Source organism: Kitasatospora sp. NPDC058048 (genome assembly GCF_042885555.1).
GTDB classification, from domain to species: domain Bacteria; phylum Actinomycetota; class Actinomycetes; order Streptomycetales; family Streptomycetaceae; genus Kitasatospora; species Kitasatospora lactacystinica.
This window is the reverse complement of the sequence record NZ_JBHVRT010000018.1, coordinates 165,544-175,838: the sequence shown is the minus strand read 5'-3', so window position 1 is coordinate 175,838 and position 10,295 is coordinate 165,544. Positions and strand designations below refer to the sequence as shown.

10 protein-coding genes are annotated in these 10,295 nt (G+C 73.4%); 1 reads left to right on the top strand and 9 read right to left on the bottom strand.

Translation table 11 applies throughout. The features are described 5' to 3' along the window. Positions 1 to 106 precede the first annotated feature (106 nt). Together ACFVVA_RS20835 and ACFVVA_RS20830 are read right to left on the bottom strand one after the other, a co-directional pair. Entirely contained in the window at positions 107 to 1,555 is a 1,449-nt protein-coding gene (locus ACFVVA_RS20835; RefSeq protein WP_387691443.1) for a hypothetical protein, read from the bottom strand. Continuing rightward, a complete protein-coding gene (locus ACFVVA_RS20830) occupies positions 1,552 to 2,229 on the bottom strand; it encodes a SigE family RNA polymerase sigma factor (protein WP_359897781.1) in 678 nt (225 codons plus the stop codon). Before ACFVVA_RS20830 ends, ACFVVA_RS20835 begins: the two co-directional genes overlap by 4 nt. A gap of 235 nt (positions 2,230 to 2,464) precedes the next feature. Here ACFVVA_RS20830 and ACFVVA_RS20825 point away from each other — a divergent pair, with 235 nt between their 5' ends. After that, positions 2,465 to 3,574: a helix-turn-helix domain-containing protein gene (locus ACFVVA_RS20825; RefSeq protein WP_387691440.1), complete on the top strand. Its 1,110-nt coding sequence runs from the start codon at positions 2,465 to 2,467 to the stop codon at positions 3,572 to 3,574. A 69-nt stretch (positions 3,575 to 3,643) separates the two neighbouring features. On the opposite strand, the gene ACFVVA_RS20820 is transcribed toward ACFVVA_RS20825, so the two are convergent. The 7 genes from ACFVVA_RS20820 to ACFVVA_RS20790 all read right to left on the bottom strand — a co-directional run bounded on the left by ACFVVA_RS20820 (position 3,644) and on the right by ACFVVA_RS20790 (position 10,280). Next, a complete protein-coding gene (locus tag ACFVVA_RS20820) occupies positions 3,644 to 4,429 on the bottom strand; it encodes a MerR family transcriptional regulator (protein ID WP_387691439.1) in 786 nt (261 codons plus the stop codon). A gap of 86 nt (positions 4,430 to 4,515) precedes the next feature. After that, the gene (locus ACFVVA_RS20815) at positions 4,516 to 5,757 is read right to left on the bottom strand and encodes a hypothetical protein (protein ID WP_387691437.1); all 1,242 of its coding nucleotides are present in this window, start codon (positions 5,755 to 5,757) and stop codon (positions 4,516 to 4,518) included. A 263-nt stretch (positions 5,758 to 6,020) separates the two neighbouring features. After that, positions 6,021 to 7,154 (bottom strand): LPXTG cell wall anchor domain-containing protein, encoded by a 1,134-nt coding sequence (locus tag ACFVVA_RS20810; protein WP_387691435.1) that lies wholly within the window; start codon positions 7,152 to 7,154, stop codon positions 6,021 to 6,023. Positions 7,155 to 7,438: 284 nt separating this feature from the next. Beyond that, entirely contained in the window at positions 7,439 to 8,017 is a 579-nt protein-coding gene (locus ACFVVA_RS20805) for a flavodoxin family protein (protein ID WP_387691433.1), read from the bottom strand. 132 nt (positions 8,018 to 8,149) lie between these two features. Further along, positions 8,150 to 9,031 (bottom strand): NAD(P)-dependent oxidoreductase, encoded by an 882-nt coding sequence (locus ACFVVA_RS20800; RefSeq protein ID WP_387691432.1) that lies wholly within the window; start codon positions 9,029 to 9,031, stop codon positions 8,150 to 8,152. 106 nt (positions 9,032 to 9,137) lie between these two features. Further along, the gene (locus ACFVVA_RS20795; RefSeq protein WP_387691430.1) at positions 9,138 to 9,563 is read right to left on the bottom strand and encodes a hypothetical protein; all 426 of its coding nucleotides are present in this window, start codon (positions 9,561 to 9,563) and stop codon (positions 9,138 to 9,140) included. A 156-nt stretch (positions 9,564 to 9,719) separates the two neighbouring features. Further along, complete coding sequence (locus tag ACFVVA_RS20790; protein ID WP_387691428.1) at positions 9,720 to 10,280, bottom strand: heme-binding protein; 561 nt, start codon at positions 10,278 to 10,280, stop codon at positions 9,720 to 9,722. Between the last annotated feature and the right edge of the window lie 15 nt (positions 10,281 to 10,295).

The following is a 10,295-nucleotide window of genomic DNA, read 5'->3' as shown; positions in this document are numbered from 1 at the left end:
AGGTCGGTTCGAAGAAATTTTCCGCGGACTTCGCCCGGAACGCCGAAAGGCGCCGTGACCAGGGGAGATCCCCGGTCACGGCGCCTCGACGGCCCGCTCGGAACGGCTACTTCACGACCGTCACCGGGACGATCACCTCTTTCAGGGAGGCCAGCGGCGCGGAGCCGTCGTACGGCAGCATCGCCTGGACGGACACCGGCATCGTGCCGGGCCCGTCCAGCTTGTCGAGGCTCATCCGGTACGTCACCGTCCTGGACTCCCCCGGCGCGAGCGAGAACTGGGCCTGCTGGCCCACCATGGCGTAGTCCATGCCGCCGCCTATCCCGAGCGGGATCTCCTTCCAGACGCCGGCGTCCTGGCGCTCCAGCTTGCCCCTGTTGATCACGACTATCTCGCTCGGCGGCGTCCCGGCGTACTCCTTCGTGTAGACCAGCGGTTGGAGCTTGTCGTAGGTCTTCAGGCCGGTGTTCCGGTACGTCACCGTGAAGGTCACCGGGGTGCCGTTGGTGGACATCTTCTGTCCGGCGCCGATGCCGCCGTCGACCGTGATCGCAATGTCCTTCGCGCCCTTGTCGGACGGGGTCAGGGACGGCGACTTGTGGCCGCTCACGTCCAGGCTGTTGACGATCGCCGTCAGGCCCGACTGGTAGTCGCTCTTGAGCCCGTTCGCCACCACGAAGACCTGGTCCAGACCCATCCCCCACAGCTGGGCGGTGAAGGTGTCCCCGGGCTTGCAGGTGACGTTCCACTGGGTCTTGTCGATCGTCTTGCCGGCCACGGTGGGCTTGGTCCGCACGGGTGCGCCGACCGAGGAGTAGCCGTTCTCGGGGAAGTAGGGCCGGCCCCAGATCGGGCAGTTCGGCTGGTGGCCCCAGCCGCTGTCCGCGACCAGGTCGTCCGTCGTCGGCCAGGCGCCGCCGCCGATCTCGTCCGGGCTGTTGTAGACCACGACCAGGACGCCGTACGGCTCGCACTTCGCCGAGTCCCAGCCCTGCTGCGGGTCGGTCGGAGCGCCCGGGCTCAGGACGCAGACCTGACTGGTCGAGACCGGCACGGTCTTCCAACCGGCCGGAACCTTGAACCTGACACCCCGGAAGGTGTACGAACTCGCCGTACCCGTCGGCGTGTTGGAGGCCGGAGGGGCGGAGGAGGAGAAGCCGCCGGCGGCCGGGACCTCCGGCTCGGCCTCATTCGTGGGGGTGCCCTGGTCGGTGGGGGTGGCCGTCGGGCTGGGCTCGCCGGTCGGATCGGGCGTCGGGCTCGGCACGGCGGTCAGGGTGGCGGCCGGCGGCGGGACCTGGTCCTGGGCGACCGGCTCGCCGTGAAAGGTGAGCACGCCGAGCGCCATGGCGGCGGCCAGGCCGAGCGGCACGGTGACGGCGTACACCGGGCGCAGCCGGCGGATGCGGTTCTTCGGGGGAGCGGCCGGTCGCAGGTCGGCCGCCGTGACCATGGAGGCCCGGGCCGTCATCGCCTCGCGGAGCAGCCGTTCCGTCGGTGTCTCGGCCGGCCCGTCGCCGTCGCCGCCGATGCGGCGGGGGAGCTTGTCGGTCATCGAACCTTCTCCAGGTGCTTTTCCAAGGCGTCCAGAGCGCGGCTGGCAGTGGACTTCACGGCGCCCCGGGACAGTCCCAGGGTCTCGGCAATCTGCGCCTCCGACATGTCGGACCAGTAGCGCAGCACCAGCACCTCACGCTGGCGGGGAGTCAACTCCTGCAGGGCCACCAGCACCCGGCGGTGCTCGTCGTTGAGCACCGCGTGGTCCTCGGCGGACGGGGCGTCGGCCACGTGCGGCGGCACATACTCGCGGGCGGTCTTGCGGCGGCGAAGCATCGAGCGGGCGCCGTTGACCACCGAGGTGCGCAGGTAGCCGAGGGCGTTGTCGAGGTCGTCCAGCTCCTCGCCGTAGCGCTGGTAGAGCTGGGTGAAGGCGTCCTGCACGACGTCCTCGGCCAGGTCCTGGTGGTCGACCAGCAGGACCGCCATCCGGACCAGACCGAGCCGGTGGGCGTGGTAGAGGTCGGTCAGGGTGGGCCGGTCCTCGGCGGGCTTCCGGCCGCCGCGCAGCAGCCGGAACCCGGAGCGGCGCTGCTTCGCCTCCTGCTCGGTGGCGACGGCGGCGAGCGGCTCGCCGGCCTCCTGTGCGCCGAACAGTGCGGCGACCACTCCGCGAACGGAGAAGCCGCGCCCCCCTGCCTGCACGGCGGTCGGCCCGATGGCCATGGACATTCGCGATTCCGCTTTCCCCCGGGACGGTGACGGCGGCCGCCGTTCCGTCAGGTCCACCTGATCAAGATCGTGATCGGGGGGATCATCCCAGCCGCCCTCTGCCGGGCTCCCTCCGCCCCCGTACCAAAGGACGTGTGACGGAGGTGAAGGTTGCAGTCGGGTTCGAAGAAAATTCCGAAGGGGCCGGGACGGCTACACTCACCGGCGTTCCGCCACCCGTGAGCAGGGGGTTCGCATGGCCGAGCAGAACGTCTCCGGCCCGGCCGGCGCCCCGGTCGCCGAAGCCGCCGTCGGGCCACGGCCGGTGGCCGTCACCATCGGCCGGCGCCCGGAGCCCGTGCACGACGTCGCGGTGTACGCCTTCCCGGGCATGGCACCGTTCGAACTCGGCGTGGTGGTCGAGGTGTTCGGGCTGGCGCGGCCCGAGCTGACCGGCCTGCTGGCGGCACCCTGGTACGGGCTGAAGGTGTGCGCCGACCGGCCCGGTACGGCGCTGGAGGCGGTGGGCGGCTTCACGCTGACCGCCCGGCACGGGCTGGACGAGCTGGCCGCGGCCGACACCGTGGTGGTCCCCGGGGTGCCGAACGCGTTCGGCGGCGCGGGGGCACCTCCCGGTCGCCAGGGCGGTGGCGTCTCCCCCGCCCTGGTCGAGGCGCTGCGCACCGCGCACGCGCGCGGCGCCCGGATCGTGTCGATCTGCTCGGGCGCCTTCGCCCTGGCCGCCGCCGGGCTGCTGGACGGCCGGGTGGCGACCACCCACTGGCGGTACGCCGAGCTGCTCCAGCAGCGCTACCCGGCGGTGCGGGTCGATCCGGACGTGCTCTACGTGGACAACGGCGACGTACTGACCAGCGCGGGCAGCGCGGCCGGCATCGACCTCTGCCTGCACCTGGTCCGCCAGGACCACGGCGCCAAGGTGGCCAACACGGTGGCCCGGCGCTTCGTGGTGGCGCCGCACCGGGACGGCGGGCAGTCCCAGTTCATCGAGGCGGCGGTCCGCCCGGTCGAGGAGGAGGACGACGGGATCGCCCGCAGCATGCAGTGGGCGCTGGACCACCTGGCCTCCCCGCTGACCATCTCGCAACTGGCCGGCGCCGCCCGGATGTCGGACCGCTCGTACCTGCGGCACTTCACCGCCCGCAACGGGACCAGCCCGATGCGCTGGGTCGTCACCCAGCGCATCGCGGCCAGTCTGGCGCTGCTGGAGTCGCCGGAGGGGTCGGTGGAGGAGATCGCCGCGGCGGTCGGCTTCGAGAGCGCCGCGACCTTCCGCCACCACTTCGGCCGGGTGATGCGCACCTCCCCGACCGCCTACCGGCGCTCCTTCGGGCGCGGGGCGGCCTGAGCCCGGCACTCCTTCGGGCGCGGGGCGGCGTGGGCGCGGGACGGGCGCGGGACGGCCCGGGCGCGCGGCCTACTGCCCCGCGCGCTTCTCCTCGCGCCGGTCGGCGTTGGCGAGGACGGCGTCGTGCAGCCACTGGGCCAGGCCCGGCGCGATCTTCTCGTAGGCCTCGGTCCAGCGCGGGTCGGAGACGTACAGCCCGGCCAGGCCGCGGTGGATGGTGTACGTGCAGTCGTAGAAGTTCCGGCAGATGTGCTGCCGGTGCTCCTCGGCGAGGTCCGTGGCCACCGGACCGTCCGCGGGCTCGCCGGCGGTGATCGCCTCGGCCAGACGGTCGTTGAGCCCGGTCATTTCGGCCTGGATCCGCTGCCAGTCGGCCTTGGAGTAGCCGCCGGTGCGGCGCTGCGACTCGGCCCAGGCCGCGGTGTCGCCCCAGCGCTGCTCGGCCTCCTGCTCCCAGTCCTCCTGGTAGTCCTCGCCGAAGATCTCGAACTTCTCCTCCGGGGTCAGCTGAATGCCCATTCTCCGTGCCTCCATGGCGTGTTCGACGGCTGAGGCGAGTTCCTGGAGGTGACTGATCCGGTCGGTGAGCAGCCGGTGCTGCCGCCGGAGGTGTTCGGTCGGGCTGACCGAGTCGTCGTCCAGGATCGCCGCGATCTCCTCCAGGGGGAACCCGAGTTCTCGGTAGAAGAGGATCTGCTGCAGCCGGTCGAGGTCGGCGTCCGTGTACCGGCGGTAGCCCGACCGGGTACGGCCGGCCGGGGACAGCAGACCGATCCCGTCGTAGTGGTGCAGGGTGCGGACGGTCACCTTGGCGATCTTCGCCACGGCGCCGACCGAGTAGCCCTCACTGGTCATCGGAGTTCCTCCCTGGTGCTGACCACCACCCTCGGCTCTCACGTCGCGTGAGGGTCAAGCGGTGAACGGGGGCGGGCCCTCCCGCGTCAGACCCCGGCGCCGGCCGGCACCCGCACGCGCCGCCGCCCGCCCCGCCGGCCGACGGCACCGCCCTCGCCGTCGCCCGGCGCACCGGACCGCGGCCGGCGGGACCGCTGCGCGGGCCAGAACAGCACGTACGCGGCGGAGACCACCACGAAGGCGAGCCGGACGAAGCCGCGGGCCGCGTCCGACGGGAGGAACAGCGTGCCGCCGTACAGCGCGGCCAGCGCGATCCAGCTCCACCACGGGACGAGCCGCTTCTGTCCCACCGCGTCCCAGAGCAGGGTGCCGAGCAGGATCGAGGCCGTGTAGTAGGTGTAGACGCTCGGGTCGAGCAGGACGCGGGCGTCCGCGCCCAGCAGCACCACGGCCGGCCAGCGGCCGCGCCAGACGGCGACGCAGCCGAGCCCGATGCCGAGCGCGAACTGGGTCGGCCGGTCCCACCAGGGGGTGGCCGGGTCGGTGACCCCGAACCAGCGCAAGGCGGAGGCGGGCTGGTTCGGGATGGTGAACTTGGCGGCCGCCATGGTGTCCAGGTTGCCCAGGTAGAACGGCAGCCAGGCGATCGCCACCAGGGCGCAGAACCAGAGCGCGGTGCGCAGCCAGGCGGGCCGGGGCAGCGCCAGGATCAGCGGGGCGAAGGCGATCGCCCAGGGCTTGGAGTCCACCGCCAGCGCCAGGAGCACCGCGACCTGGACGGGCTTGCCGCGGGCCAGGGCGTGCGCGGCGAGGGTGGTGAAGAACAGCGCGAGGACGTCGTCCAGGTGCGCGAAGCGGACCGAGACCTCGACCCACATCGGGATGAACGCCAGCCCGGCGATCAGCAGCCGCTGCTGGAGCCGCCGGTGGTTGATCCCGGTGCCGAGGTAGTACAGGGCGGCGGTGCGGCCGACCACGACCAGCATCACCAGGCCCAGCCCGGCGCTCACCGCCTCGGCGATCAGCTCGCCGGTGTGCGGTGCGAACGGGGCGGTGAGCCTGGCCGCGGCCAGGCTCACCGGGCCGATCTGGAGCTCCGGGTGGCGGGCGTAGAGCGACAGGCCGCCGTCGGGCTGATCGCTGAAGAGCAGTTGCTCGCCCTGGCGCAGGTAGTGCCAGGAGAAGCCGCCGCTGGGCTCGACCAGGAGGAACCAGAGCACCGTCCAGGCGGCCAGCAGGACGTGGTGCCTGCGCAGCGGCAACCCGGCGATCCGCCCGGTCGCCGCCTCGTAGTCGGTGGTGGCCCGTGCCGTGCGTGCTGTCCGCACCTGTCCTCTCCCCGCCGTTCCGCCCCCCTCCGGCCGGACATCCTATGTGACGGAGGAGAACCGTCCGCGCCGCCCGCGGATCCGTCCGACGGGACGGTGCGGGCGGCACGGGGGGCTCCGGGGGCGCGGCCGGAACGGCGGGAGCGGGCGTGCCCGGGAAACACCGGGGGGCGGGCCGGGAGGGGACACCGCCCGGGAACGCCGGGAGGGCCGGGCCGGCGTCAGCCGCGGCCCGGCCCTCCCGGGCGTCGGTGCGCTCCGGGTCAGCCCTGCTGAGCGGACTTGCGGCGGCGCAGCACCACGAGGGTGCCGACACCGGCCGCCAGGACGGCGCCGCCGGCGACCGCGATGGCGGTGGTGTCGTCACCGCCACCGGTCTGGGCCAGGGCCTTGTCGCTGCCGTCGGCGGCGGCCTTGGCCTTGTCGACGGCGGCCGGGGTCAGCGGCGGCGGGGTGATGACCGGGGGCACGACCGGGAAGTCGATCGGGCCCGCGGTGTCGCCGCTGCTCTCGGCCGGGGCCGGGGCGGTGGCCGAACCGGAGGGCTCGCCGGTGGCCGGGGTGGTCGGCTTCTCGGTGGGCTTCTCGGTGGGCTTCTCGGTCGGCTTGCCGGTGGGCGTCTCGGTCGGCTTCTCCGTCGGCGTGGTGGTGGCCGACGAGGAGCTGCTCGGGGTCGGGCTGGGCTTGCCCGTCTGGGTCGGGGTCGGGCTGGGCTTGCCGGTCTGCGACGCGGTGGGCGTCGGGGTCGGCTTGCCGCCGCCGTGCGCCTTGATGACGAAGCCCACGCCGCCGTCGCAGCTCAGGTGGCCGTTGTCGACCGGCTGGTGGCTGGAGTCGTCGAGCTCGGCGGCGAAGACGACCGGGATGACGCCGGCCCGGCCGAGCGGGGCACCGTCGGTGAAGGACGCGCGGACCTTGATCGGGACGTTCTTGCCGCGGTTCACTCCGAGCAGGTCGTCGCCGACCGGGTTGCCGGCCCCGTCGAGGGTGCCGAGCATCATCAGGACGGAGTCGTTCTTCTCCCCGCTCTGGTCGGGGGCGACCACGGCGTTCTGCCACTCGCCCCCGGGGAGCCGGTACTGGACCTTGAGGTCCTTCGCCTGGAGAGAGCCCGCCTTGTTCTTGAACTTGAGCAGCGGGATGAAGACGAAGTCGTGCTTCGTCCTGTTGTCGACCTTGAAGGTGAACTCGCGGGCGTCACCGCCGGCGATGAAGGTGCCGGGCACGCCGTTCAGCGAGAGGTCGAGGCTCGCGTGCGACGCCTTGTCGGCCTGCTGCGCGACGGCGGACGGGGTGCCGGTGGCACCGACGGCCATGGCGCCCTGGGCGCCGGCCAGGACGAGCGAGGACGCGAGCGCGACGGCTCCGGCAAGGGCAAAACTGCGACGTATGGACAAGGAGACCTCACGGAAGTGTCCGGGCGAGGCCCGGGGCGCGAGGGGGCGGCCGCAGACGCCACGTACCCCCCGCGAAGCTGAAAGTCCGACGGAGAGTACCGAACGACCCGACCGGTCCGGAAGCCGGGTGGCACGCTACGAATCGAACCCGGCGGCGGAGTGCCCGAATCATCCAACTCTGGCCACTCGTAAGGCTTTTGCGCCTTGCCCCGGGTCGCCCTCCGGGGTGCCGCGTGACGGGTACACGCCCGAAGGGCGATAACGCGCGGCCCCCGGCCCGGGGTTCAGCCCGCGAAGAACGACTTGGCCGCGATCACCGCCCGCTCGTCGTCCAGCACCTCGCCCGGGCGGCTGCCGTTGCCGAGCAGCACCCCGCCCCAGCGCATGCCCATGTACTCGGCGGTCAGCCGGAGGGTGCCGATCAGCGGCTCGGCCTTGTCGTCCTCGGTGGCGAGGGCGGTGACGCCCCAGAGCGTGCCGCCGCCCAGCCGGGCCTTGAGGTTCACCCCGGGCACCCGCATCCAGGCCGACCAGTGGTCGAGGTAGAGCTTGGCGCTGGTCGGCAGCGAGTACCAGTACAGCGGCGCGACGAAGACCAGGTCGGTGGACGCCAAGGTGGCGTCCAGCAGCGTCCGCTCGTGGCCGGCCGGCTCGGGGTAGCTGCCGTCGCCGGTGTGCCGCAGGTCCTGGAAGGGCGGCAGCGGGTGCTCGTCGAGGCGCAGCCAACGCTGCTCGGCACCGGCCGGCAGGCTCGACCCTGCGGCCAGCCGGGCGAGCCGGGCCGAGTTGCCGTCGGCGCGCGCGCTGGCGTCGAGGAACAGGAAACGACGCGGCGCCTCGGCGCCGGACGGCTGATCGGCCATCAGGACTCCTCCGTCGTGGGTACGGTGCGGACGCAGGAGTGAGCAGCCCTCGAACGCCGGTTTATTCCGCGCCCATGCCAAACCGCGGGCGCGGAGCACCGGGCGCGGGCCGGGGGCCGGCTCGGCCGACGGTCAGTCGGGCAGTCCGGCCCGGCGGCGGGCGACGGCCGCGACGGCCGCCCAGTCCTTGTCCCCGTCGCCGTGGGCCAGCGCGTCCAGGAAGGCGTCCCGCAGGATGCTGCCGAACGGCAGCGGAACGTTGCGCGCGGCCCCCGCCTCCAGCGCGAGGCCGACGTCCTTGAGTCCGAGCGGCAGCCGGAACCCCGCCGGCTCGTAGCGGCGCTCGGCCACCATCGAGCCGTAGCCGCTGTGGATCGGCCCGGGGAAGAGCGTCCCGCTGAGCATCTCCACCAGGTCGGTCGGCCGGACGCCGTGCGCCTCGGCCAGACTGCACGCCTCGGCCATCGACTCGATCGCGCAGGCGATCAGGAAGTTGGCGCTGATCTTGGCCGTGTTGGCCTGCCGGGGGCTCTCACCGAAGTGCCAGGTGCGCTCGCCCATCGCGGCGAACAGCGGCTCGGCCCGTTCCAGCAGTTCGGGCGCGCCCGCGACCAGGATGTTCAGCCGCCCCTCCGCCGCGACCGGCGGACGGCCGAGGACGGGCGCGGCGACGTAGCCGATGCCGTGCTCGGCGTACCGCTCCTCGGCCCGCTCGGCGAGGGCGAGCGAGACGGTGGCCATGTTGACGTGCAGGGTCGCCGCGGCGCCGGCCAGCAGCGCGGGGTCGAGCAGCTGCTCGACCGCCGTGTCGTTGGCGAGCATGGAGACCACCGTGTCGGCGGCGAACACCTCGGCGAGCGAGTCGGCCGCCTCCGCGCCCTCGGCCACCATGGCGGCCACCGGCCCGGGCGAGCGGTTCCAGACCCGTACGGTGTGGCCGGCCCGCAGCAGGCTGCCGGCCATGCCGCGCCCCATCGAACCCAGCCCCACGAAGCCGATCGTCCGCCCGGTCATCCCCGCACTCCCGTCGCCGCACCTGCTCGTGCACGACCGACTGTACGTCAGAACGCCCGCGGGCCGGCCGGTGACCCGGGCGGCGCACCCGCGGCCGGGCAGCGGCTCACGCGCAGGCGCGGGCCGGCATCGGGGTGCGGTCGTCGGCCGCCCCGCGCTCCAGTTCGGCGACCACCCGGCCGCGCAGCAGCTCGTACTGGGCCTGGAGCCGGCCGGGGCGGGCCGGTCGGGCCACCGGGCGGCCGGGACCGACCAGTTCGTCCGGCCCGAACTGCTCACGGGTGAGGTCGATCTCGAAGCCGGTGGCGAAACGGTTCCACCAGTGGAGGTCCGTCCGCACCCCGTCGACGTACACCTCGCCCATCATGAGCTCGCCGCCGAGCAGGTCGTGCACCACCATCGCCGTCACCCCGCACTGGCCGCGGGCGGGATTGTCGGGACGCCAGTGGGCCAGATCCTCGGGCGCACAGGTGTCGACACCCCAGGAGGAGCGGATCGCACGTTCGATGTCGTTGAGGGTCCACGCCGTCATACCGGGAAGCCTGCCACGCGCCACTGACAGTGGCACCGGCTTTTCGAAGGGTCATCCCGTGTTCTGCGGCGACCCTCCCGGTGTTCACCCGAACGAGACCATGACCCGGCCGCCGGCCCTCCCCTCGCACGGGGCGGTCCGGCGGCCGGGCTCACGTCACTTCGCCAGCTCGGCGACGCCGGCCTGCGCGAACTGCTCGTCCAGGTCGCCGCTGGGCGCACCCGCGACGCCGACGGCCGCGATCGGAGCGCCCTTCGACTGGATCGGGGCACCGCCGGCCAGGAACAGGGTGCCCGGGATGTCCTTCAGGTTCGGGGCCTGGGCCAGCCGCTTGGCCAGCTCCGAGGTCGGGGCGTTCCAGGACACCGCGGTGAAGGCCTTGCGCTCGGCCGAGACCGGGGCCTGCGGGCCGGCGCCGTCGCCCTTCAGCAGCACCCGGGTGACACCGTCGCGGTCGACGACCGCGACCGACACGTGCTGGCCGGCCTTGGTGGCCGCGTCCAGGGCCGCCTGGGCGGCGCGGGTGGCGGCGTCGATGGTCAGGCCGCTGCTCGCGGCCAGGTTCTTGTTCTGGGTGTCGGCCTTCGCCGCCACCGGGACGGCCGGGGTGTCGGTGGACTCGGCGCTCGCCGAGACGGCGCCCACGGTGGCGGCGGCGAGCGCGGCGGCGGCGACGGTGCCGGTCAGCACCCGGGTGCGCACGGAGGTCTTCTTCATGGTCCAGCTCCTCAG

Coding starts and splice junctions, on each gene's coding strand:
- ACFVVA_RS20835 (WP_387691443.1), bottom strand. CDS start 1,555: ATGACCGACAAGCTCCCCCGCCGCATCGGCGGCGACGGCGACGGGCCG.
- ACFVVA_RS20830 (WP_359897781.1), bottom strand. CDS start 2,229: ATGTCCATGGCCATCGGGCCGACCGCCGTGCAGGCAGGGGGGCGCGGC.
- ACFVVA_RS20825 (WP_387691440.1), top strand. CDS start 2,465: ATGGCCGAGCAGAACGTCTCCGGCCCGGCCGGCGCCCCGGTCGCCGAA.
- ACFVVA_RS20820 (WP_387691439.1), bottom strand. CDS start 4,429: ATGACCAGTGAGGGCTACTCGGTCGGCGCCGTGGCGAAGATCGCCAAG.
- ACFVVA_RS20805 (WP_387691433.1), bottom strand. CDS start 8,017: ATGGCCGATCAGCCGTCCGGCGCCGAGGCGCCGCGTCGTTTCCTGTTC.
- ACFVVA_RS20800 (WP_387691432.1), bottom strand. CDS start 9,031: ATGACCGGGCGGACGATCGGCTTCGTGGGGCTGGGTTCGATGGGGCGC.
- ACFVVA_RS20795 (WP_387691430.1), bottom strand. CDS start 9,563: ATGACGGCGTGGACCCTCAACGACATCGAACGTGCGATCCGCTCCTCC.
- ACFVVA_RS20790 (WP_387691428.1), bottom strand. CDS start 10,280: ATGAAGAAGACCTCCGTGCGCACCCGGGTGCTGACCGGCACCGTCGCC.